Origin of the sequence: Streptomyces mobaraensis NBRC 13819 = DSM 40847 (genome assembly GCF_017916255.1) — a bacterium.
Classification (GTDB): domain Bacteria; phylum Actinomycetota; class Actinomycetes; order Streptomycetales; family Streptomycetaceae; genus Streptomyces; species Streptomyces mobaraensis.
Genome location: NZ_CP072827.1, coordinates 6,027,996 through 6,050,384, shown reverse-complemented (window position 1 = coordinate 6,050,384; position 22,389 = coordinate 6,027,996). Strand labels below are relative to the sequence as shown.

General features: G+C 67.8%; 23 protein-coding genes. 5 read left to right on the top strand and 18 right to left on the bottom strand.

Features of this window, described 5'->3' with window-relative positions; genetic code table 11:
* Positions 1-339: 339 nt before the first annotated feature.
* The 11 genes from J7W19_RS26135 to J7W19_RS26085 form a co-directional block, all read right to left on the bottom strand.
* Complete coding sequence (locus J7W19_RS26135; RefSeq protein WP_106429498.1) at positions 340-1,599, bottom strand: MFS transporter; 1,260 nt, start codon at positions 1,597-1,599, stop codon at positions 340-342.
* On the bottom strand, positions 1,592-2,389 hold the full coding sequence (locus J7W19_RS26130) for a 2OG-Fe(II) oxygenase (protein ID WP_078587663.1): 798 nt from the start codon (positions 2,387-2,389) through the stop codon (positions 1,592-1,594). Before J7W19_RS26130 ends, J7W19_RS26135 begins: the two co-directional genes overlap by 8 nt.
* A 2-nt stretch (positions 2,390-2,391) precedes the next feature.
* The gene (locus J7W19_RS26125; RefSeq protein ID WP_106429506.1) at positions 2,392-3,228 is read right to left on the bottom strand and encodes an aKG-HExxH-type peptide beta-hydroxylase; all 837 of its coding nucleotides are present in this window, start codon (positions 3,226-3,228) and stop codon (positions 2,392-2,394) included.
* 59 nt (positions 3,229-3,287) lie between these two features.
* Positions 3,288-4,145: an aKG-HExxH-type peptide beta-hydroxylase gene (locus J7W19_RS26120; protein ID WP_004939362.1), complete on the bottom strand. Its 858-nt coding sequence runs from the start codon at positions 4,143-4,145 to the stop codon at positions 3,288-3,290.
* A gap of 9 nt (positions 4,146-4,154) precedes the next feature.
* Positions 4,155-5,042, bottom strand: coding sequence for an aKG-HExxH-type peptide beta-hydroxylase (locus tag J7W19_RS26115; protein WP_004939358.1), 888 nt, complete (start codon positions 5,040-5,042; stop codon positions 4,155-4,157).
* Between the two features lie 55 nt (positions 5,043-5,097).
* Complete coding sequence (locus J7W19_RS26110) at positions 5,098-5,265, bottom strand: hypothetical protein (RefSeq protein WP_004939354.1); 168 nt, start codon at positions 5,263-5,265, stop codon at positions 5,098-5,100.
* A gap of 391 nt (positions 5,266-5,656) precedes the next feature.
* The gene (locus J7W19_RS26105; protein ID WP_078587660.1) at positions 5,657-6,529 is read right to left on the bottom strand and encodes a JmjC domain-containing protein; all 873 of its coding nucleotides are present in this window, start codon (positions 6,527-6,529) and stop codon (positions 5,657-5,659) included.
* Positions 6,526-7,002, bottom strand: coding sequence for a DUF6187 family protein (locus tag J7W19_RS26100; protein ID WP_158688725.1), 477 nt, complete (start codon positions 7,000-7,002; stop codon positions 6,526-6,528). Before J7W19_RS26100 ends, J7W19_RS26105 begins: the two co-directional genes overlap by 4 nt.
* Positions 6,968-8,275, bottom strand: coding sequence for an NAD(P)-binding domain-containing protein (locus tag J7W19_RS26095; protein ID WP_040887688.1), 1,308 nt, complete (start codon positions 8,273-8,275; stop codon positions 6,968-6,970). Before J7W19_RS26095 ends, J7W19_RS26100 begins: the two co-directional genes overlap by 35 nt.
* 32 nt (positions 8,276-8,307) lie before the next feature.
* Entirely contained in the window at positions 8,308-9,540 is a 1,233-nt protein-coding gene (locus tag J7W19_RS26090) for an MFS transporter (protein ID WP_004939336.1), read from the bottom strand.
* Between the two features lie 61 nt (positions 9,541-9,601).
* Positions 9,602-10,201 carry a DUF6423 family protein gene (locus J7W19_RS26085; RefSeq protein WP_004939333.1) on the bottom strand — a complete coding sequence of 200 codons (600 nt, stop codon included), beginning with the start codon at positions 10,199-10,201 and terminating at the stop codon, positions 9,602-9,604.
* 114 nt (positions 10,202-10,315) lie between these two features.
* On the opposite strand from J7W19_RS26085, the gene J7W19_RS26080 reads away from it, so the two are divergent.
* A complete protein-coding gene (locus J7W19_RS26080) occupies positions 10,316-11,575 on the top strand; it encodes a M16 family metallopeptidase (protein ID WP_004939330.1) in 1,260 nt (419 codons plus the stop codon).
* A gap of 227 nt (positions 11,576-11,802) precedes the next feature.
* Complete coding sequence (locus tag J7W19_RS26075) at positions 11,803-12,861, top strand: M16 family metallopeptidase (protein WP_158688724.1); 1,059 nt, start codon at positions 11,803-11,805, stop codon at positions 12,859-12,861.
* A 379-nt stretch (positions 12,862-13,240) separates the two neighbouring features.
* On the opposite strand, the gene J7W19_RS26070 is transcribed toward J7W19_RS26075, so the two are convergent.
* The 5 genes from J7W19_RS26070 to J7W19_RS26050 all read right to left on the bottom strand — a co-directional run bounded on the left by J7W19_RS26070 (position 13,241) and on the right by J7W19_RS26050 (position 17,507).
* Positions 13,241-13,411, bottom strand: coding sequence for a hypothetical protein (locus J7W19_RS26070; RefSeq protein ID WP_154080505.1), 171 nt, complete (start codon positions 13,409-13,411; stop codon positions 13,241-13,243).
* Positions 13,412-13,496: 85 nt separating this feature from the next.
* Positions 13,497-13,718, bottom strand: a complete 222-nt coding sequence (locus J7W19_RS26065) for a site-specific integrase (protein WP_004939324.1) — start codon at positions 13,716-13,718, stop codon at positions 13,497-13,499.
* An 85-nt stretch (positions 13,719-13,803) separates the two neighbouring features.
* Positions 13,804-13,950 carry an ATP-binding cassette domain-containing protein gene (locus J7W19_RS26060; RefSeq protein ID WP_004939322.1) on the bottom strand — a complete coding sequence of 49 codons (147 nt, stop codon included), beginning with the start codon at positions 13,948-13,950 and terminating at the stop codon, positions 13,804-13,806.
* A 142-nt stretch (positions 13,951-14,092) separates the two neighbouring features.
* Positions 14,093-16,069, bottom strand: a complete 1,977-nt coding sequence (locus J7W19_RS26055) for an APC family permease (protein ID WP_051072462.1) — start codon at positions 16,067-16,069, stop codon at positions 14,093-14,095.
* A gap of 667 nt (positions 16,070-16,736) precedes the next feature.
* Positions 16,737-17,507, bottom strand: a complete 771-nt coding sequence (locus J7W19_RS26050; protein WP_004939313.1) for a response regulator transcription factor — start codon at positions 17,505-17,507, stop codon at positions 16,737-16,739.
* 353 nt (positions 17,508-17,860) lie between these two features.
* Between J7W19_RS26050 and J7W19_RS26045 the strand changes: the two genes are divergently transcribed.
* Together J7W19_RS26045 and J7W19_RS26040 are read left to right on the top strand one after the other, a co-directional pair.
* Positions 17,861-18,637: a sensor histidine kinase gene (locus J7W19_RS26045; protein WP_158688722.1), complete on the top strand. Its 777-nt coding sequence runs from the start codon at positions 17,861-17,863 to the stop codon at positions 18,635-18,637.
* The gene (locus J7W19_RS26040) at positions 18,621-19,286 is read left to right on the top strand and encodes a response regulator (protein ID WP_004939307.1); all 666 of its coding nucleotides are present in this window, start codon (positions 18,621-18,623) and stop codon (positions 19,284-19,286) included. Before J7W19_RS26045 ends, J7W19_RS26040 begins: the two co-directional genes overlap by 17 nt.
* Before the next feature lie 11 nt (positions 19,287-19,297).
* On the opposite strand, the gene J7W19_RS26035 is transcribed toward J7W19_RS26040, so the two are convergent.
* Positions 19,298-20,692, bottom strand: coding sequence for a TfuA-like protein (locus J7W19_RS26035; RefSeq protein WP_004939304.1), 1,395 nt, complete (start codon positions 20,690-20,692; stop codon positions 19,298-19,300).
* A complete protein-coding gene (locus tag J7W19_RS26030) occupies positions 20,689-21,867 on the bottom strand; it encodes a YcaO-like family protein (protein ID WP_040887728.1) in 1,179 nt (392 codons plus the stop codon). Before J7W19_RS26030 ends, J7W19_RS26035 begins: the two co-directional genes overlap by 4 nt.
* 295 nt (positions 21,868-22,162) lie before the next feature.
* Between J7W19_RS26030 and J7W19_RS26025 the strand changes: the two genes are divergently transcribed.
* Positions 22,163-22,318: a hypothetical protein gene (locus J7W19_RS26025; protein ID WP_004939300.1), complete on the top strand. Its 156-nt coding sequence runs from the start codon at positions 22,163-22,165 to the stop codon at positions 22,316-22,318.
* The last annotated feature ends 71 nt before the right edge of the window (positions 22,319-22,389 follow it).

Below are 22,389 nucleotides of genomic sequence, written 5' to 3'. Positions count from 1 at the left end.
CACGCCCTGTGGCTCGGTGACAGCAGGCACCATCCCGCAACGACAGTCGACATGTCTGTGACAAGACACTTCGGTCAAAGAAGTCATGAGTCAGACCCCCGCCCGGAACAGTGCCACGCAACCGTCCCACCGCCCCCAGCACAACCGCATGCCCCGACCACTTCCGGAAATCCTCGTCCGAACCGGCACTGAACCTGCTCTGGACAGGATCACGATGAGTTGACTGCTCGTCCACCCGCGACCAGCATTGACGGACAGCCCAGTGGCCCGCCCTACCGGCCACCCCTCGCCGGCCATCGCTGGGACAGCGCTCAACCGAGCCCAACCGAAACAGCGAGGCTAGTGACGGCGGGGCACCCGCACCGGTCGTACGACCGACCCGCTCGCGGCTCCACTCCGCGCCGGGTGCCACTGCCACAGCACCATGCCAAGCGTGGTGGCGGTCACGGCAACAGCCGGCAGGGTGAAGACCACCACCAGCGGGAAACCGGCAACGAGAGCTCCAGAAAGGGCTGACCCGGCGGCTGTCCCTGTGTTGTTGAAAGTGCTGACCCATGTGGCTGCTTCCGTCTTCCGGCCGTCCGGGGTCACCTCGTCCACCAACAGGTAGCACGTAACGACCGTAGGCGCGACGACCAAGCCCGCGACGAACAACAGCGGCAATGCCGACGGTTCCCAGGCCATGAGAGGCAAAGGGGCAAAGCCGACAGCCAACATGAGGCAAAGCCATCTGTAGCGCTTCGCAAGCGGAGACGACCACGTGCGATGTCCATAGAAGAGGCCACCCAGGGTGCTACCGGCCGGCAGGAGCGCCAACATCCAACCCGCCGACGCCGTGCCTCCATGCTGTAGAGCCAGGGCAGGGACCGCCACGTCGAGTATGCCGAAACCTATGCCCACCGCCAGCAGGGGAACGAGTGCCGGGCCCGCAGCGATCAGTACCCGGAGCGAACTGTGCAGCCGCCGCCCCTCGCGCCCAGTCGTGGTGGTGGGAGCCGCGGCGGTGCGCATCGATCCGCCAGGAAACAGTCCCACCGCCAGCACCTCAAGGCCGATCGCTACGGTGAGAGCAATCACCGGGCTTCCTGTCGCGGCGAGGAACCCGGTGATGACCGGTCCTACGAGGGAGAGCAGTTCCTCCGTTACCGTGTCGAGCGACAGGGCTGTCGACAGGAGCGGTCCACGGCCAACCATGTCAGCCCATGCAGTCCTCGTTGCGGCCGATACCGGAGGGGCAACGGCTCCCAGCATCCCCGAGGCCGCGATCAGGGCAACCGGATTCTGCGCCGTGATCACGAGTACCAGGAGGACACAGCCCACGAGGGCGTACCCGGCGCCCAGGACCCACAGTCCGCGACGGTGGCCCTTGAGATCGATCAACCGTCCACGTACTGCCGCCAATACCCCAGCGGTCAGGGCGAAGGCGCCCGCCGCGAAGCCGGCCGCGGCGAACGACCCCGTCGCTTCGCGGACCGAGAGCACCAGTGCAAGTCCCACCATCCCCATGGACAGCCGTGCCAGCCCTGCCGCCGCGAGCAAGTGCCGGGCGGCGTGGCGACTCAACACTTCGCGGTAGGAACCGCCGGAGGGGTTAGCCACGCTGTACCGGCCGACCCTCAGCCCTCTGATGTGCTGCCAGTTGACTCGAAAGGCCTGCAGTACCAGTCGTCGACCTGGACTGCTGCTCTTCATTGGCCACTTGACTTGCTCCGTCCATCGTCAGGAAGAAGCCGGCCACCGAGCAACGCGAGCGGTCTCCTGCGGAAGTGTCGACTCGTCGCACCGTGTGGAAGGTGTCTCGCATGAGCAAAACCATACGGTTGGGCCGAGCCTGAACGCACACCGGATCAAGAGCACTGAACAGCACTTTCGACTCGGCTTCGGAGGCAAGTGGGGACTCGGTTTCCCCAGGGCGGACCAGCCCGGACTCGATTGCCCTGGTGACCAGTTGGGACGCCGGCTCGTCTACGATGAGCAGCTCGCCTCCCCAGGAGGCGCCCCATTGCGGATGAACGTACCAGACGTACGCGCCCGTCTGATCACCAGCACTGTCATTGTGCCAACTCAGTTGTGCGCCAGCCGGATACGTCCAACAGGTTCGGCTGACGGCGCGCCAGTCCTTTCCTGGCACACCGACCACGTCCTGCGCCAGCTGCGCAGCTTTCAGGAGCGTTCGTCCCAACAATTCGGCCGGCGGTGCGGAGGCATCGATGACCAGAGAGGGGCTTGCATAGGCTCCGACCCCGTCGAACGGGCGACGTCCCCAGTTGCCGGGTACGCTGATGCCGAATGACTGAGTCTGGAACCAGGCCCACATGGCGGACTCACTCGCCGGGTCGAGAATCTCGTCGAGAACGACGAACCGGCTTCCTTTGTGCGATACCTGCATGATCAGAGAGCCATTTCGGGGAGGGCCGAGCGGAGCCCGGTGGCGGCGTGTTCCATGAGGACGATGGCGCGCTCACGGTAGTGATTGTCCCGATCGGTCCGTTGCAGGAGTTCGTCCGCGCATTGCAGAGCCCGATGAACCAGCAGTTTGTCGGGCCCATGGGCGCCCCCTGCCGGGGAGTTGCGATTTCCGCCGCGCAGTTGCGAGCGCAGGCCCATGATCTCGGCCGCCACGACCAAGCTATGAAAGGCAACCATGGGTGACCGCTGGGTCAAGGATACGGCGGTCCGACTAAACTTCTGCTCTCGCACGGCGTCAGCAGGGTTGACGTAGTGGCCGTAGCGATGCTCGTCGCAGCGCAACAACAGGTGAGTCATCTCGTGGACAAGACACTCGGCCACGTCGGAGGCTGTCCAGTCAGCCCCTACGGCGATGTAGATGGAACCCACCTGCTCTACCAGTGCTCCGCTGCCGGGGACGACCACTTCGCTGTCAAACAGGGCAACCTCGGTCACCAATAGGCGAAAGAGGCGCTGCGCCTGCGGGGGCAGGATATTCAAAGCGTCCTGGAACAGTTCCACCATCTCGGGGAGTGCAGCCAACTTCCGTCTTCTGTCTGCAGGTTCGCGACCGAACTGCCGGGCCAGGGTGCGAAGCCGGTCCTCGTCGTCCACGATGTGCAGAGGCCCGGGGGCCGCCTGGGTGGTGTTGGTGGCTGCGATGAAGTTCCGTAGGCCCGTGGCGAGGTCCTGCTCGGTGCGGACGGCACCGTTCATCCGGGTGCTGGCCAGGACAACCAGGTTACTCAGACACTCGTGGAACCCGCTGGTGTAGTACACGATGACGTCCTCACCATCGGTGGCAGGGATCAAGGGAACGTGGGACCTTGCTCGCCATATCAGGCCGATGATGCGGCGCTGATACGGATCCGCTCTCCGGCCTCCTCGACGAGTTCACGCATCCGAGGTGTAAGCAGTCCTCGTCGCAGGTCTTCTGCCACAATCTGCGCGTGCGCCTCTTGAGCCCGTGCCGTCAGCTCCCTGGTCGGTCCGTGCAGCCTGCGACAGGCGATGTCCGGAGTGCTGTGCCGCTCACGCCAGGCCAGGAGCTCGGCCGCAACCAGGGTGCTGTGCACAACTGCCGGGTACTCCCGGACATCTTGCCGGATGGCGGAGCGTACGCGCACGTCAGCGGCCGCAGGCAGAAAGTGGCCGTAGCGGCGTTCGTCGAGAAACAGCGTCGTGTGGGTGATCTCATGCAGAAACGCTTCGACGACCTCCTCGTTCCGCCACTCACGGCCGGGCATGAGCCAAAGGACCCCAATGTGCTTGTTGTTCGACATCGAGCCCGTCCAACCAGCACCGGCCACGAACACAGTGTCGACTACGACCTCCGCCAGGCCGCCAAGCGTGTCGTCCAGCATGCATAGCTGGCGCCAGCCGAGAACGACCTTCTCGACACGCCATCCGGGAGCCGGTATCACGTCGTCACTGCTGTGCCGCGGTAAGTCGAATCCATGCACGAGGCTGCGCAGCTCGTCTCCACCGGCGACGATCCTTGGCTCTCTCTCCCCATTGCCGACCGGTTCTGCCGACAATGCGGCCATTGACGCTGGGGAGCCCTTTCGAGAGGAATACATCCGCCGACGGAAGGCGGTCCGCAGCTCGCTGAGCGTGCGAGGTGGCGGCGTGCCGTCGGCCGACGCGAGCACCACCAGGTTCTCCGTGATCGCGCGAGCGCCCACCAGGCTGTACATGAAAACTCCTTAACGGAACGGAACCATCTGCTGAAGATGGGTCCGGCATTTTTCCATTATCTCGATCGGCCGTGACGTCAGGAGCCTGCTCGTGTCCAATTTCTGCACCGCCCTGATGCTGGTCAGTGCGTTCTCCCGGAGGATTTCACTGTCCGGATGCAGTGAGTCACCCGAATGAGAGGACGTTCCTAGTCGGATTCTGGCCAGAAGGATCTCAGTCGCTACCACGATACTGTGGAAGACCTTGTCCAACGGCCTTCGATCTGTCCTGATGGCGCTCGGTGTGAGGTTTTCTTCGTCGAGCAGCAGACGCATGTTGCGGTAGAAGCCGTACCGGCGTTCCTCAAGGAAGAGAGTGGTGTGCACGAGCTCATGCAAAAGGAATTCCTGCACATCGGTCCGGGTCCATGCCGGTGTGACCGAGGCCCACAGCACCCCTGGCAAACTGCTCGCGGTCCCCCCGGCCAGGCTGCGCGATGGGGCGAGCACCACGATCGGAAGTAGCAGCCCGTACAGCGTTCGCACTTCGGGCCAGGCAGAGGCCAAGCCGTCGAGGGCGTCCGATACCTGCTCAGAGGATCGGATCAGCTGGTTCGCATCCTCCGCCGTGTAGCGTGGCCGTTCGTACGAGACACTGTCCGCGGCACAAGCCCGGTGGAAGGCGTCCAGCAGGGCTTGCCCCTGGGGAGTGTCGCCGATGTGGACCGGAAGTGCGCCGAGGTCGGTGTCGAGCGTGGGGACCGCCGGTTCGAGCCGGCGCATGTACTGCTGCCACAGCCACGCCAGCCGCCCGGCAGCGGAGCCCGCCGGTACGGCGTCCGAGGGAGTTCCGTCCGAGGCAACGAGCACGGACAGCGTTTCGAGAACTGCTGGCAATCCATGCGTGCTGATCAACACTGCTCCCGAGGGCCGGCGAGTCGTCCGCCCGATGGGCGGACGACTCGGGGATCAATCAGTTCTTGTCCAATGCGAACATGACGACTGGGCCGAACTCCGACGGTGATTCGGAGAGGGCCTGGGACACGCGTTGGGCTTCCTCAACCTGCTCGGCAGTCACCTTCGCCGAGACGCTGGCAACGAGACTGTCGAAGTCGTCCCGCTCCACACCTTTCTCGCTCATGGAATCTCCTCCTAGTGCAGTTGGAATAGCGTGGCCTACGTGACTCACCATTTGCCGGATTCGCCGTTGCTGCAACGAAAATTCCGTTTCCGCTCATGGACACGGCACTCCGACCCACCCCAGGGTTAAGCAATACCGACACATAGTCAAGGTGTCAGCCGAAAGGGATCGGGCCAATATTCCTTGCAGACCACCGGAACACTTACCTGTCAATCTAAATACTGGCCGATTGACTCTCACCAGCAGGTGTGCCCCTTAACCTGATCGACAGTATCGGCTCTTCAATTCCTGCGGTGTTGGGCGCTGTCGGTAACGCCAGAACTCAGATCTGCTCCTGGCCCAAGGGCCAGCCCCACCTTGTGGTGACCACAGCAAAGGCCGTGCCGGATCGCTACTCGGGCCCGGCGCCCTCCAGTTCATCGGCCCATGCAGCCAACTTCGCTGATATCACCCGGACATGGGCAGCCAAGGCCGACGGTCCGTCTTCGGGGACCACCGGCAGGACGTCCTCCTTGCGTACAGCCTCGTCCACTTCGCGTTCGACACGATCAAGGATCACGTCTCGTTCGAGGTTGAGCAGCGCTTGGAATGTTATGTGGAGGGAGTGCTGTTCCGTGGTATCGGCATAGTGGACCCAGCCTCGAGGAAGGTACAGGAGGTCACCCGGCTCTACAGTGAACCGCTGGGTCAGGGTTTCATCTGGCTGCCAGTCGATCGGCGGGTGGCCGCCTTGAATTGGCAGCCCGTCGGTGAGTGGCGGATGCAGGGTCCAGTGCTTGCTTCCTTCCAGCTGCAGGAGGAACCCGGGCTCACCGTCGAAATGCGGAGCCAGGCCGTGAGTGCTGGCCGGTGTATGGAATGCGTGCGCCTCTACGTCGCACCTCATGGCATCCGACAGCCGTTGAGCGAGTCCCGCCACTTGCCGGGAGTACAGCTGGAGGCAGGCGAGGATGATCGTTGCGCCTTGCTCGCGGTAGGGAGTCAGCGCCTGCGGGTCGACGAGGTCGTCGTGCTCAACTCCGCCCACGTCCTGGGGTTCACGGCAGAGCAGTTCTGCGGCCACGGGCCGGCCTTGGTGGATGACGGTGACGAAACCTGAGCGCAGTGCTCCGAAGTCCAAGAGTTCTTCGAAGGCTGCAGTGTCGAAGAGCTCCTTGAATCTCCCTGGGGCAGCGTTGCGAACGTGCACTGGGCCGCGTTCCCAGTAGCGTGCGTAAAAGGCGTCGGACAGCTCCAGTGTTGGTGGGTTTCCCCGGTACCTCACGTGCGTGCTCCCTTCGCATTCTTCTGGACGTAGTCGTCGAACTCCTCGCGGCGGATCATTGCGACGGCCAGCAGTGCCACGAGTGGGTCATCGGCGGGCAGACCGAGCTCGGTGGCAACAGCCGTCCCGCAACGAGCCAGGTTCTCCCTGGGTGCTCCGTTGCGACGGATGCCGTCCAAGCGGGCAGAGGTGAATCGATTGCGGAAGGTCTCCCAGAAGTGAATGCCGCGCTCTACCGCCTCCATCCAGTTCAGGGACCATGAGCCGGTGTGCTCGGCTCGTTCCGCGCCGAGCATGACTTCTCCGAGGCTCCGGAGATGGGTGGTCATGCCCAGTGCTGCAAAGATCCGTTCGCTTTCCGTTCCCAGCACGATCAGCTGAGGCTCGAGAGCCGACTCGGCTCCCTTGTAGTCCACGATGATCATTCGCTCGTCCTGTTCAGCCGTTCGATCCTGGTTGGTCAGCACCGGCATTTCGAGCCTGTAGGGCGGTGGTGATGCGGGCAGCGGCCACCCGGTGGCCATCGATGTTGCGTGCCGCCGGGCCCAGCGCCAAGGACGCCAGTGCTCCCATCACGTACAGTCGGGTGGTGCCGGCGAGCTCCATGGTCTCTTCATGGACCAGAGGCAGTCCGCCGTACAACTGGACCTCGGTGTCCCGTAGTCCGGGCTCGAAGCATGCCTTGGTTCCGAGGGCGAGATGGACTTGCTCCACTCCTATGGGGCTGCTGTCTCCCAGGCCGATCTCGACGTGCGTACCGCGGTCTTTGAGGTACTCGATCTCGGTCTCCCGGAAAACCCGGAGGCGGCCGGACTCCTCCCATGCCTGCAGACGCGGCCGGAACTCGAACATGACGGTCGGACGACGCTCCACCGAGAGCATCCTGCTTCGGTACGCAAGTGATCTCTGAGTGAAAATCGCCCGGCCTTCCGGGCGGAAGAAAGCGGCGTTCACATCGGCACACTGGTAGTGCTCTTTACCGCGGAAGATCCATTGCACATGTTCACCGCGAGCACACAGATCATGGACGATGTGGGCGGCGCTGAGCCCTGAACCGATGACGGCATGTGTTGATTTCCGGGCATCACTGTTCTGCGGCTCGTCCCAATAGCGTACCCGCGGTGAACTGGTGTCCCAGGTTCGGGGCGCGGGACGCCGAGGTTCGCCTACTGCCCACACGACGTTCGCAGCCTGAACGGTGCCGCGGTCGGTGACGACCTGCCACCCTCCATCCGCTCCGGCCACCTCGAGGACCTCTGCTCGCCGTGACCTCTCAGGCACGCCGTGGGAGGCTGCGACGTGGGAGCAGTAGGACTCGAAGATGTCGATGGGTGCAACACCGCGTTGTCCCGACTGCGCCATGCGGACTTCGTGTTGTTCCACTTCCGTCAACTGGGACCAGTGCAGCCGGGCGAAATCCAGCATTTCGCAGTCCCGGTGTCCTTCGGCACCGGGGTGGTGCTCGTAAGGGCTGCGCAGCACCAGTTGGCCGACGTTGTCGACCCGGGTGAAGAAGCGTCCGGTAAGGCGTGGTTCGCGTTCCAGCAGGAGGAAGTCGCGTATGCCGTGGTGCCACAGTTGCGCAGCAAGGGTGAGGGCTGCCAGTCCACCACCGATGATGACGACGGAGGCTTTGGGCGGTAGCGCGGTTCGTGGAATTGCGAGGGCTTGGCGAATGGTCCCGGTGAACTGGCGGCCGCGAGGGCTGTCGAGGACCTCCGGCGCGGGGAAGAAGGTGCTGGGCACAAGGGTCTCCTGGACTGAGAGAACGTGTGCGGTCAGGACGCAGGTGTCGCGTCGGCCGCGATCGGACGGCGTGCTGTCCGGGCCATCAGCAGGGGCACGGCACATACCAGGCCGATAACTCCGAGGACGACGGCGGCTGTACGGCCACCCGCCCAAGCCACGACAGCACCGCCGCTCAGGACGCCCGCGGCACGCACGGCTGCGCTGACGAGGCCCGCAGCGGCCGTGAGCCGCCCGAGCGCCTTAGCGGGAGTGAACACCTGACGCACGGAGCCGGCTGTGACGAAGGCGAAAGCGGAACATGCATCCATGCACAGTGCTGCAAAGAAGAGGCTGACGAATCCCTGGGCCATGGCCAGCCACAGAAAGGTCGCAGCCAGCCCGCACAGTGCCGTGCCGAGTAGCAGCCCCCAAGGGAGGTGCTCGACGAATCGGGTAACCAGCAAGGTCACGATGAGGCCCCCCACCCCCGCCGCGGAGAGAACGAGACCGGTACGGAAAGGCCCGATGTGCAGTGTCTGCACGGACACTGCCACGATCACCAGGACGAACAGGGCGGCGGCCAGGTGCATGTAGATACAAGCCAGTTGGAGGATCCGTTGTAGCGGGTCGGAGATGAGCAGACGAAAGCCGGCAAGCACATCCCCGTGTCTCCGCGCGGTCCGGCAGTTGCTGCTTACCCTGTGGTCGTCGGCATGCGGGGCCCTTGCGGTGGGCAGCCGAGCCAGCAATACCGCGGAAACGACGAAGGAACCGGCGTTCACCACCAGTGCGACTGGATGCGGGAACCGGGAGACGAGAACGCCGGCGAGCGCCGGGCCGGTGAGCGTAGCCGCCGCGTCCCCGGCCTCCAGAGCGGTATTGGCACGCATGATTCGCGTCGACGGGACAAGCGCAGGCAGATAGGTGTGCGAGGCCACGGAAAAGAGGACGTCACCGCATCCCATGAGGAACGTGATGCTGACCAGCAACGCGACGGAAGGTTCGGGCGCAAGGAGGACCAGGGCGAGCCCAAGCCCCAGAACCGCCCGCCACACATCAGCCGTGATCAAGAGCCCGCGGCGTTCCCGGGTATCAGCAAGGTGGCCCACCGGAAGGGAAAAGAGCAATGCGGGGAGAATGTTGGAGGCGGTGACCAGCCCGGCTACCAGTGGGTCGTCCGTGACCAGCAGCAGGATGATCGGCAGTGCGCTCTCTGCGGCACGGTCGCCGAGCATGGAGACAGTGCGGGCAACAACAAAGCGGTGAAGGTAAGCGGTCTTCATTCACGTCCTCGGTCAGTCCTTCGGGGGGTGCCTGCTCGCACCCCCCGAAGGACATCAGCCTTCATCCCTTGATCGACGTCACAGGAATGTAGAGCTCGATCGCGGGGCGCGGCGGCATCCCGTTCTCCACCACCAGCCGGATCTGCTCCTCCAGCTGTTGTTTGATGGGACGGGGCTGAGTGGGCTGCTCCGGACGTTGAGGACTCGTGCCGGGCACGTCAGTGGGCGGGGGAACGAACCGGTTGTGGTTGATGGTCGTCCGTCGTCGAGCAGCCTCGATCGTGAACATCTTCAACACCGCCTCACCCGGCCTGACTTCACCGTCATAGAAGGTGATGCGGTCCTGGTCCGGCGTCATGAAGGTTTTGGCGAACTGACGCGAGACGATCATGGCGTCGCTGTCGGCAGAGAAGCGGGTGTGTTCGTCACAGGTCATCTGCCAGGTGAGCCAAGGCAGATCGGTCAGGTTCGACTCACTCTTGATGATCTGCCACTTGCCGGGTTCCGGCAGTTCGAAGGTCACGACGATGTCGTGCGTGTTCACGTCGATCGCACCGCTGATGAGCACGACACGCCGGTCCAGATCGGCAGTGGCGGCCATCTGGATGTCCTTGGCCCTCAATGAACCCGCAAGCAGCGGTTTTTCGTGGACGCTCGTCACGTGATCCCTCCGCTTTTCAGTTTGATGTCTGGGCCACCTTGTGCAGGAGCCAGCAACGAGTCAAGAGTGTTTCATGTACAGGAACTTGGCTCGATACACCCGGAGGTGACAGCCATGGCCAGTGGCTTCGAACGACTGAAACTCGACAACGGCCTGCGAGTGGTTCTTGATCCATACGACGCTCACGGCTTGGTCGGCGTCGCCGTTCACTACGACGTCGGCTTCCGTACAGAGCCCAGGGACCTCAACGGGATCGCCCACCTCTGCGAGCACGTGCTATGGGACGGTGTTCCGAAGGCGCAGGTCAACCACATACTCCAGAGCGGTGGCATGCTGAACGCCACCACCCAGGCCGACCACACCGACTACTACGGAGTGCTACCGAAAGCGGAAGTCGGAGCACTGCTGAGGCTCGAAGCACAGCGAATGTCGGTCGAGGAGACGTCACCTGCCGTGATGCGCAGAGAGGTCCAGATAGTCAAAGACGAAATCCGGGCCAATATTGACGGCCAACCGTTCGGCGGGTTCCCCTGGATGTGGATCTCGGAAATTGCCTTCAACGCACCAGAAAACACCCATAACGGATACGGTGTCGACCGGGTGGAGACCCTCACCCCCCAGCAGCTAGATCATTTCTTGCAGAAGTTCTACGCTCCGGCGAATGCTGTACTCACGGTCAGTGGATCATTTGACCAGGCATCCATCGCTGACCAGATCCACGAAGCCTTCGGAGCCATCAGCAAACGCTTTGAGCGCTCCGAGGACTCTCCCGTGGCCGATCCGCCCCTCGCCGAAGACCGCTTCTTGCGCCGGTCCGACCCTCACGCCCCTCATCCAGCGACGGCCATCGCCTTCCGCGCTCCCGAGGCGGCTCGTCCCACACGTGAGCTGCTTGCTGCAGTCGTACTCGCCGACGTCCTTGTCGATGACCCGCTAGGCCGACTGGACCGCAGACTCTGCCCCACGACGGGAGTGACAGACCTGGGAACCTATATCGGCCTGTTCGGCAACCCCTTCGACGGGCGGGCTCCGCTCCCGTGGATCATCGAGGCTCTGCACGCCGAGACCATCACACCGCAGCAACTGGTCACCGAGATACGCGACGAACTCGCCACCATCGCGCGGACTGGTCCGTCCCAGGACGAAGTGGCACGTACGGCCCGGCGTCTTGCCTCCCAGATGTGGCGCTCCCAGGACCAGCCATTGGGACGCCTCCTGCTCGTGGGCTCGATGGAGCTGCTGCACGGTGCAGCCGAGGCAGTCCAGGAACTTCCCCTGCAGATCCTCACCGTCACACCCGAAGAAGTGGGCGCAGTTGCTCCCTTCCTCGCCCAGCAACACGTCGCGGTACTCTCCTTGGAGGCAGCCCAGTGATCACCGGTGCACCTGTCCTTCCCCTGGCATCTCTCGTTACTCATAGGCCGACACCTCAGCAAAGCGTCACCGCCGTCCGTTACGGGGACGTACCTCTTGTCGAGATCACCGGCTTCACACCTCTACGCCTCACGCCGAATACGCCCGAGGTGGCCTCCGCACGCGCCAGCTTGTTAGCAGAGTCCCTCCCGTCCCCCGACGGCCCAATTGCTGGGCTGGCCCCTGCCGTGGCCCACCACGGCGGACGCCTCACCGTTGCCACACACAACCAGGGCCTGCTCTGGTCACTCACCTGCCTTGCGCACAACTGGACCACCCTGCTACATCAACTCGCCAGCGCTTTCGCCCAGGCAACCGGCGCCCCTGACGAGCTCGCCGGCCACGCCGCGGTCCTCAAAGCCCGCGCGGACGAGGAGAAAGGCGACCACGACGCCCTCGCGGGCGCCGCAGTCCGCCGGATGCTCCACAGCAGGCACACAGCAGACGTCGACCTGGCCTCACTGGCCGATGCTGACATTGACCTCGCCGTACAACTCCTGAGCGGTGAACCGCTGACAGCATCGCTGGATGCTGGTCGATCCTGCTTCACCGCAGTAGGTTCGATAGACCCTCATGAGGCTATTTCCGTCCTGACGGACTTCATTGGAGGCTTGGGGCCGACCGACGCTGCTCCTGCGACATCCCCCAGCCAATCCTCTGTGCAGAATCCACGCCGTGGATGGCAGCAAGTCCAGGCAGGCGGAGGGGAAAGCGCCTGCGTCAGAGCAGCCTGGACCGTCCCCGGCCGCTCTGCCCCGGATCATCCCGCGCTCTACGCCGCTCACCTGGTCCTCGGCGGCGGATACAACGCCCGCCTCATGCGGAAATTCCGGCAAACCCTTCGCTGGAGCTACTCACCTTGGAGCCGCCTCCACCATTACACCGACCACTCCCTGCTCGAAGCCAACGTGGACGTCCCGGCCGCCCACCGATCCGCTGCTCAGCGCATCCTCCTCGAGGAAGTCGAGCAGCTACGAACCCATCAGGTTCCGCTCGATGAGCTGACCCGCGCGGTAGGCCACGCTTGTGGCACTCTGGCAGCGTCCCTCGCCCCACAGAGTGGACTGGCAGCCATGCTGACCCATATCCAGTCACTTGGCCTGGCCCACACCTGGCTATGGGAATGGCCTCGAACCCTGCAGGCGGTCACTCCTGACCAGCTCCACCAGGCGGCGCACAGATGGCTGCGCCCCGACTCGGCGGCGCGAGTCACGATTTCCCCCGTCACCACGTCGGGTCGCATCTGAGAGATCGTGCAAGTCCCGACGCACTGCCGAGAGCCGGAATACAACGGCACCGTCACCGAACGCTGCATACCGCCACAATCCGTCCTCACCCGCTCCCGCAGGCCTCTGCCAGCACCTGCCCGGCAGGGGGCCTCAGTGGAACCATCACGCGTCACGTTGCTGTCACCAACATCATCGATGCACCCGGACCACAGAGGCCCCACCTGCATGAACAGCAGCGACGTAGACCACGTGGACGCCAGAAGGCGCTTCCGACGACCTGTGCCATGTGGTACCCAGGGCGGGACCCAGGATCAGGACCGGGGCGTCTTCCGGCCCGTCGAAGCGGTATTGCAGGGTGTTCGGCGTACTCTCGCTCACCCGCTCACGCTCCCACACCTCACAAAATCTCACGGACGGGGGTGCCGGCCTCCACCACGCCGCCCCAGGCTTCCGCCGCAGGACGGAGGTCATCCACGCCGGGCTTCACGTACCACTTCTCCGTCGTCTTGACGTTCGCGTGGCCGGCCCACCGGGCGAGGATGTGACCCAGCACGCCCTTGTTCGCCAAGTACGTGAGGCCCGCGGCGCGGGCATCGTACAGGCGTACGCGACGGGGACCACTCTGGCGTCGCACGCCATCGGCGGGAGGGGTATCAGCCGCTCCCCCGCCTGTTCCCGGACAGCGTCCGCGCGTTGGCAACGTTCGACGTCTCCGCTTCCAGGTCTGCGTCCTCCCGGCGCAGGCCGCACACCTCGGCAGGACGGAGCCCCATGAGCGAGAGCAGCAGGGCCGCGAAGAACCGCCTGTGGCCTTCCCCTCCGGCCGCCGCGAGGAACGCCTGGACTTCACCAGGGGCCCAGGCCCAGGGGAGCATGGATGCCTTGTCTTCCGTTCCGCCTTGCGTACTCTCCGTGGAATCGTGACCTCTTGCGCAACGTTCACCGCAACCAGACGACGAGTCACGTCGGCCGGTCGCGGTCGTCGGCGATGCGCAGGAGCGTCGACTTTCCGGAGCGGTTGCGCCCGAAGAGTGCCGTGCACGCCCCGGCCGCCACATCGAGGTGCAGCGGGTGCGGGGTCCGCCGTTCGCCGTAGGTGCGGCTCACGCCGTCGGAGCCGTGACACCACGCGTTCGTTTCCGCCGCCGCGCTTCCTGTGGGCCACACTGGCTCCGAGGCCACCGGAACCGACGCCCCGACCGTAACCCGGGCCGCCACGCCCACTGACCGGATCTCGTCGCGCCACGTGTCACCCCACGTGGATCCGCGGGCGCCGGGACAGGTCCGGTTCCGCGCGGCGCAGTACCTCGCGGGTGACCGGGGCCACCTCACCGTCGCCGAAGACCAGGAAGCGCAGCAGGTGGCTGAGCGGGTGGCCCTCGGTCCAGTTGAAGTACGCGTGCGGCACCCGGTCGGTGCGGTTGCGCAGTTCCATCAGGACGGCCGCGATCGTGTTGGGCACGCCGGGCCCCTCGACGCGCAGGATGCGCGCGCCGTGGCGGTGTTCGCCGGTGACGTTGAGGTCGGCGGTGAAGTCGGAGGAGTCCTGGACCGTCACCTCCAGGAACAGGACGGGCGAGCCGTCGGGTATGTGGGTCTCCTCGCGCTGGCTGTACTCCTTCTCGCGGTACGCGGCCTCGTCGCGTTCGTCCGGCTCGTTGGCGATGATCCGCAGCGGGCCGGTGGAGGCCACCTCGTCGATGAGGCGCTCGGCCCCCTCGTCGAACGTCACGTTCACGGCCCGTAGTTCGAAGGAGCGGCTGATCCGCGAGCCCAGGGAGGACAGCAGGATGCCGGCGATGAAGAACGAGGCGATCTTCAGGCCGTCGGGCCGCTCGATGACGTTGGTGACCAGGGTGTACGCGAAGACCGCACTGATCACGGCGAAGCCGGCGGTGGCCGCCCTGTGCCCTCGGTGGCGGGCCGCGATGGTCGCCGAGAAGGACGCCGAGAGGATGAGGACGAGCACTCCCGTGGCGTAGGCGCCGCCCTGCGCGTCGACGTCGGCGTCGAACAGGATGGTGATCGTGACCGAGACGGCCATGAAGAGCAGCACCAGAGGCCGCACCGCCCGAGTCCACTCGGGGGCCATGCCGTAGCGCGGCAGGAACCGCGGTACGAGGTTGAGCAGGCCGGCGAGCGCGGACGCGCCGGCGAACCAGAGGATGGCGATGGTCGAGACGTCGTAGACCGTGCCGAAGACCTCGCCGAGGTACCGGTGCGCGAGGTAGGCGAGCGCGCGGCCGTTGGCCTCGCCGCCCTTCTCGAACTCCTCGGCGGGGATGAGGAACGTGGTGGCCAGGCTGCTCACCAGGAGGAAGCAGCTCATGAACAGGGCGGCGGTGGTGAGCAGCCGGCGCGTGTCCCGGACGCGGCCGGCGGGGTTGTCGTAGGTGTCGCCGGTGCCGCCGCGGATCTGCGGCATGACGGCGACGCCCGTCTCGAAGCCCGACATGCCGAGCGCGAGCCGTGGGAAGACGAGGAGCGCCACGCCGATCATGGCGAACGGCGACGAGTAGTCGGTGGTCAGGGAGCGCCACCAGTCGCCGACCACCTCGGGCCCGGCCGCCACGTGCCACACCGCGGTGGCCAGGACCACCAGGTTGAGCACGAGGTAGACGCCGACGAGGAGGACGGCGACCCGGATCGCCTCGCGGAAGCCCTTGAGGAACACGGCACCGAGGCCGGCGAGGAGCAGCAGCGTGATCCACACGTTGGCGTGCCGCATCCACGACGGGGCGAAAGGATTCTCCACCACGTGGGCGGAGGCGTCGGCCGCCGACAGCGTGATGGTGATCATGAAGTCGGTGGCGGCGAAGCCGAGCAGGACGAGGACGAAGAGCTTCCCCGCCCACCAGGGCAGCAGCCGTTCCAGCATGGCGATGGAGCCCTCGCCGTGCGGACTCTCCCTGGCCACCCGGCGGTAGACGGGGAGCGCGCCCAGCAGCGTGAGGGCGATGAGGACGAGGGTCGCCAGCGGCGAGAGCAGGCCGGCGGCGAGCGCGGCGATGCCCGGCTGGTACCCGAGGGTGGAGAAGTAGTCGACACCGGTCAGGCACATGACGCGCCACCAGCTGTGTCCCTCGTGCTCCTCCGGCGGTGTGCCATGGGGGCCCGGATGACGTGCCGACTGCTCGCTCAGACCCTCCAGTAACCAGGCGCGCCAGCGGCGGCGGACCGGCCGCTCCGGCTCGGTATGAGCGGGTTTCACCGGCGTGACAGTCATGGCTCTTTCCCTGCCGTTCTTCGCGCTGTGGGGAGGCAATGAGGAGCGAGTATTCACCATGCCGGAACCGGGCTCGACGCCCGGTCGGCTTCGTTTCCGGTCATCGTGCGGGCGGCGCGGGCCGGCCGCAGGAGCGGCATCACCGCGACCGCCCGCGGCCTTCCGGCCGCGGCGCGGGCCAGCCCCAACTAGAGGCCGGAGAAAGCCGGGAGAGCCACCGCGACGCCCGGGCCGGGACCCGAGCCCGGCCGGCCGGCCGCGGCACTGCCGCGCCGTGACGGTGCGCGGGCGCGGGCGGTCTCCGCGGCGGTCGTGCGGGGCCTCTGGTCGCACATGGCCACGTGTACCCGCGGTTCGGCGGTCCGCACGGCGAGGAGGATTCATGGCCGGCCGGCGTGGCTCGGGCGGTGCTGTGCAGCAGGACGTCGACCCGCGTGGCCTGCGTGGCCACGGCAGCGCTCCCGTCCGGGCCGAGCCGTACGTCGCGGGCGCGGCCGGTGGCCGGCCGGGCGCCGACGGCCTCCGTGGCCGGTTCCGTGCCGTCGGTGCCGCCGGCCCGGGGCGGCACCCGGTCAAGGCCCCGGGTGGAGACCCGGGCGAGGGCCGGGCGAGGCGTACGCCCGGCGGCGCCTCCGCACACCGCGCCGTCCGTCCCGTGCGCCCCATCTCACGCCTGGGCGGTCGCCGGCACGGCCAGCCGGTAGCCGACGCCGCGGATCGTCTCGATCCACTGCCGGTCGCCGAGCTTGCCGCGCAGGGAGCGCACGTGGACGTCGAGGGTGCGGCTGGAGCCGAACCAGTTCTCGTCCCACACCCGGGACATGATCTCCTGGCGCTCCATCACCGTGCCGGGCTCCCGCATCAGCAGGAGCAGCAGGTCGAACTCCTTGCGCGTGATCCGTACCTCTTGACCGCGGACGAATACCTTCCGTGTGCGCGGGTCGACCCGCAGAGGGCCGGCCTCCAGCGGGTCGGGCCCGGCCCGGCGCGCCCCCGGCCCGGACCCGCATCCCGGCGACGTGGCCGACGGCGCGGTGGCGTCCGGGACCGTCTCCGCGGCGGGCGCGGTGCCGTGCCGGACGCAGCCCGCGGCCCGGCGGAGGACGGCCTCGATGCGGGCCACCAACTCGTAGCGGCTGAAGGGCTTGGCGACGAAGTCGTCGGCTCCCAGGTGCAGGGCCAGCACCCGGTCGAGTTCCCGGCTCCGGCCGCTGAGGGCGATCACCGGTACGCAGGACGCCTTCCGCATCCGCCGGCACACCTCGAAGCCGTCCAGGTCGGGCAGGCCCAGGTCGAGCAGGACCAACTGCTCCTCACCGAGCCGGTCCAGGGCCTCTGCGCCGGTGCCGACGCGGTGCGTCCCGTAGCCGTGCGCCACCAGCGTGCGTTCCAGCGCCTCGGCCACTCCGTCGTCGTCCTCGACGATCAGCACGTTCATCGATCAGCCTCCCCCGCTGACGGACCACCCCGCCGCTACCCCGGACACCCCGTGGCGCACCGGAACTCCCGCCCCACGCTTCCCGATTGTTTCCGGAGCGCTGTCTATCAAGCCGGCGGGCGGGGCTCAACGCGGGGCATTGCGACGGCACCGAAGGGAACAACGGGACGTGCCTCTTTCGGCGCACACCGGCCCCCCGGTCAGGCCGCCACCACAACGGCGTGATGTTGACCGCTTCCTGACGCGCCCTCAGCAACATCGGGGTACGCTGCACGGATCGAACAAAGGTTCAGGCCGGGAAGCTGCAGGCGTACGGAGTGGCGGGGGTGCCGGGCATGGTGACGGAGCGCCCCGTGGACCGTTCCCCGGACGCCGCGGCGGAGGCCGGGACCCTGGCCGGCGAACGCCGTCGCATCGCCCGGGACCTGCACGACGAGGTCGCCGCCGGCCTCGGCTCGGCCCTCACCTCCTTCGAGCTGTACGACATGTACCGCGACACCCGCCCGGAGCTGGCACAACGCAAGCTCGCGGCGGCCCGGGACGCCGTCCGCGCCTCGCTGGAGAACCTGCGCACCGTCATGGCCGGATTACGCGCCCCTGCCGAACCCACCGGGACCACACGGACCGCCGGCACAGCCGACAAGACCGACACGGCCGACAAGACCGATACGGCCGGCGCCGGCACGACAGCCGGCACCCCCGACGCCCTCCCCCTCGCGTCCGATCCGGCCCGCGACCTCGGCACCACGGGCCGAGTCCCCGGCACCGTACGCGTCCTGGTCACCGGCGACGAGTCCCTGATGCAGTCCCGCACCGCCCGCGAGGTCCGCCTCGTACTCCGCGAGGCCCAGCGCAACGCCTTGCGCCACGCCCACGCCGGCCGCATCACCGTCACCGTGGAGGTGACCCCGGCCGAGGTGCGCGCCACCGTGGAGGACGACGGCCGCGGCTTCACGGACCTGGATCCCGCCGCGTCCGGCCGGCACGGCGGTCTCCTCGGCATGCGCGAGCGTGCCGCGCTTCTCGGCGGCAGCCTGACCGTGGACAGCCGCCCCGGGCACGGCACCCGTGTCCGGCTCCGCGTACCGCTCGACAGGCCCCACGGGAACGCCAGTGGCGAGCGCGGCTAGGCCCGTCCGGATCCTGCTGGCCGACGACCACACGCTGTTCCGCGAGGGCGTCGCCGAGATCCTCGCCGCGTCGCCCGGCCTGGAGGTCGCCGGCGAGGCCCACGACGGCAAGGACGCGTGCGAGAAGGCCGCCGAGCTGCGCCCCGACGTGGTCCTCCTCGACGTCGAGATGCCGGGCCAGGGCGTCCGCGAGACGCTGGCGCAGCTGCGCGCCGTCGTGCCGGGCTGCCGAGTCGTCGTGCTCACCATGCACGACGACGTCGCGCTGGCCCGGGAGCTGCTCGGCCTGGGCGCCGGGGCGTACCTGGTGAAGGGGTCGACGCGGCACGAACTGATCGCCGCCATCCACAGCGTCCAGGTCGAGCGGGGCCCCGGCCACGTGATCCTGTCGGTGTCACGGCAGGGGCTCGACCGCCTCGACCGGGCGCCCGGCGAGAGTCTGTCGGCCCGGGAGCGCGAGGTGCTCGCCCTGGCCGCGGAGGCGCTGAGCAACGCCCAGATCGCGCGCCGCCTGTCGATCGCCGAGGGCACTGTGAAGCGCCATCTGCGCAGCATCTACGGCAAGCTGAGCGCGGTCTCGCGCATGGACGCGGTGAACAAGGCCGTGGCCTCCTCCCTCATCCCGTCGCCCCGGAGAGACGGGACCTGACCCCCTGGCCCTCAGCCGGCGGCCGTGCGGGGCGCGGCCCCGACGCGGTGCAGCAGGACGAAGCGCCGTGCGGCCTCCTCGGCCTCCTCCAGGGAGAAGAAGCCCCGGTCGTGGGCGGCGGCCGCGAGCCCGTCCGGGCCGGTGGCACGCCAGACGTCCGCGAGGTGGCGCCGTACCAGGGCGCCGGGCAGGTGCCGCGGGGTGCGCCGTCTGCCGGTGCGGGCCATCTGCGTGTTGAGCCGGTCGGCGGCGGCCACCGCGCCGGCGCTGAGCACCCACTCCCCGTCCTCGTCCCGCAGCTCGGCGGGCACGTCGTTGAACGGTGCGGCTCCGGGCCCGACGCGGAACGACCGGACGAGGAGGGTGAGCAGCCGGCTCCGGGCGTCGCCGGAGGCCCGTTCCTCCTCCGTCAGCCAGGAGGCCCAGGCGCCGTCCGGCAGGCGGTCGGCGGTGAGACCGCGCTCCTCCGCCGCCTTGAGCGCGGCGTCGGCCAGCGCGGAGTCGTCCGTCGACGCGACGTCGGCACGCCCCGCCCCGCCGCCGGCGATGCGGCGCAGCGCCAACCGCCGGTAGCGCCCCGGGAAGTCCGGCGCGTACAACTGCTGGAAGCGCAGTTGATCCAGTTCGCCCACGTCCGCGACCTGCCCGCCGGGGGCGGCGGTGGCCGGGCGGTGCAGGGCGCGCCACCGTTCGAGGTACATCGTCCGGGGCACCAGCGGGGCCGGGATGTCGGCCGGGACCGGTCCGCCGGGGCGCGGCTCGCGGGCGTGCGCCAGGGCCAGCAGGGCGTCCCTGTGCTTGAGGTCGGACAGGTCGGGCCGGCGTTCGGCGAACGCGCGCAGGGCGACGGCGGCTTCGGCCGCCTCCGGGTGCGTCCGGCTCGCGGTGTGCACGAGCGCGCCCCAGGACCGCTGGGTGTAGTGCAGGGAACGCGCCACCTCCAGCAGCACGTCGCCGGCGCCGGCGGTCAGCGCGTCCTCGGCGACCGCGTTGGCGATCGTCCAGCGGATGTTGACCAGCGGTACCGTCAGCGCCCGGTAGTCGCCGGACGGAAGGTGGCCGACGGCGACCTCGTCGTCGGCGTCCAGGTCGCCCCGGGCGTACATGCCGAAGACCAGGCCGACGCCCTCCATGCCGCACTGCCACAGCTCGGCGGCGCGCAGCGCGCCCATGCTGGAGGCGCCGATCACCCGCGCGCCGCGGCGCAGGGCGTCGGTGATCTCCTTGTGCCGCACGGGAGCGGTCTGGTGGAACACCCCGTCGATGACGACGACGGTGTCGCCGGGGCCCAGGTGCAGGGCGAGCAGGTCGCCGTGGCGGATCGGCGGGTGCACGACCGCACCGGGGACCGCCTGCCGGGCCTCCTCCGGGGACAGCGTGGGGCCGAGGAACACGTGGATCGTCACGATGCCTCCTTCAGGAGCGGCGCGGGGGCGGACAGGGGCCGGGTGATCTCGTGCCGGCCGTCGAACTCCAGCCCGGCGGCGACCACCTTGACCACGCTGAAGTCCTCCTCGGTGCTGAGGTCGACCACCACCGGCGGCCGACCGGTCACCTCCAGCACCCGCTCGGCCAGCCACCGCGTCTCCTCGGTGTCCTCGGCGAAGTCGGGCCCGGCAGCGGAGACGTCCTTCCACGGCACGACCTCCCCCGCCGTGACGGGCGGTTCACCGGGGACGGACGGCTCGTGCGGGAACAGCGCGTCGGCCAGGTCGTCGCGGCTGCCGGCGATGGCGGTGAGCCGGCTCTGCGCCGACTCCGTGACCGCCCGGCTGAGGGCCACCGCGGCGGAACTGTGCACGCCCGAACCGACGGCCAGCGCGGGGAAGTCCTCGGACCACACGTAGGTGACGAAGCAGGGCAGCCCCCAGCGGTTGGGCACGTCCACGATCTCCACCCACGCCCCCGCGTCGGCCATCCGCTCCAGGACGCCGGCGCACATCGGGTCGTCGACGCTCGCCGGGTCGACGTGCCGCCGCTCGGTGACGGGCACCGAGCCGATCGCCGCCGTGCAGTCGCGCTCGACGACCTCGTACAGCGCGTGCGTGACGGCCTCGTCGTAACTGTTGCCGCCGGCCAGCCCGTTGGTCGAGCCGTGCAGCAGCGGGGGCTCCCAGGCGTCGGACACCTGGTAGTCCATGGCGACGTACGACCGGGGGACGAAGGTCCGCGCGCCGGTCACGGCGTTCTTGCCGGTCAGCCAGTCCAGCGGGGTGTGCTCACCCAGCAGGCTCCCGTGGTGCTGCTGGAGGTCCGTGACGTCGTACGGCAGCTCCAGCTCGCGGGCGGGAACGCGCGTCACCTCGGCGGCCGGGCAGGCGTACTCGGCGTGCCACAGCTCCACGCTCTCCATGACGGCGGAGATCCGGGCCAGCAGCAGAGACGTGCCCTTGCCCTGCGAGACGGTGAGCGTCTTCGCCGCCGGGCGGACCGCCATCACCACCGGTACGCCCAGCCGGTCCAGCCCCGTCACGTCGGCGACCCGGGTGACGCCGAAGGCGCTTCGCCGGCCGTCGATGACGGCCCACGTCTCCTCGGGGCGCCGCACCCGGTGCGTGCCGTCGAAATGAACCTTCCTCACCCGGCCCTCCTCCGCTCGGTGGTCCGCCTCCAGCATCGGACGCGGCACCGCAACGCGATGGAAGGCGACGGGAAGAGGGCCATGAAGACTGCCGAAAAAATGCGGGAGGCGAAGGTGAGAGGAATCGAAGACGGAGGGAAAGCAGGGAGGTTGACGTCGGTGAATACGCAGGTCGGACGGGGTGCGGCGGCGAGTGCGGGGTGGGGCGCGCGAGTATGCGGCATGGGTGGCTGCTGTCGCGCGTCCCGGGTTATCAATGCGCTGTTCATCGTTGATCGGACGAAAGGAGCGGTCCATGGAGAACGCAGCGAACGCAGCCCTCCTCGACCTGGAGCAGCTCGGCGACGAGATGTTCGAGGTCGTGCAGGACGACGCCGTCGAGAGCGACGACAACGCCGCCTGGGCGTACGCCTGCTGTCGCAGCGCCAGCAGCTCCTGCGCGCTGTCGTAATACCGGGCCGGTCCCCGGCGGTGCGGAGGACGCGCCGCCGGGGCCCGGCCTCGCACTCCCGAACCGCCCAC

Bases quoted from the DNA above. Each gene is read 5' to 3' on its own strand.
- J7W19_RS26050 (WP_004939313.1), bottom strand. From the start codon at position 17,507: ATGAACGTGCTGATCGTCGAGGACGACGACGGAGTGGCCGAGGCGCTG.
- J7W19_RS26090 (WP_004939336.1), bottom strand. From the start codon at position 9,540: ATGAAGACCGCTTACCTTCACCGCTTTGTTGTTGCCCGCACTGTCTCC.
- J7W19_RS26130 (WP_078587663.1), bottom strand. From the start codon at position 2,389: ATGCAGGTATCGCACAAAGGAAGCCGGTTCGTCGTTCTCGACGAGATT.
- J7W19_RS26100 (WP_158688725.1), bottom strand. From the start codon at position 7,002: ATGCCGGTGCTGACCAACCAGGATCGAACGGCTGAACAGGACGAGCGA.
- J7W19_RS26120 (WP_004939362.1), bottom strand. From the start codon at position 4,145: ATGTACAGCCTGGTGGGCGCTCGCGCGATCACGGAGAACCTGGTGGTG.
- J7W19_RS26055 (WP_051072462.1), bottom strand. From the start codon at position 16,069: ATGACTGTCACGCCGGTGAAACCCGCTCATACCGAGCCGGAGCGGCCG.
- J7W19_RS26065 (WP_004939324.1), bottom strand. From the start codon at position 13,718: ATGCTCCCCTGGGCCTGGGCCCCTGGTGAAGTCCAGGCGTTCCTCGCG.
- J7W19_RS26080 (WP_004939330.1), top strand. From the start codon at position 10,316: ATGGCCAGTGGCTTCGAACGACTGAAACTCGACAACGGCCTGCGAGTG.
- J7W19_RS26110 (WP_004939354.1), bottom strand. From the start codon at position 5,265: ATGAGCGAGAAAGGTGTGGAGCGGGACGACTTCGACAGTCTCGTTGCC.
- J7W19_RS26025 (WP_004939300.1), top strand. From the start codon at position 22,163: ATGGAGAACGCAGCGAACGCAGCCCTCCTCGACCTGGAGCAGCTCGGC.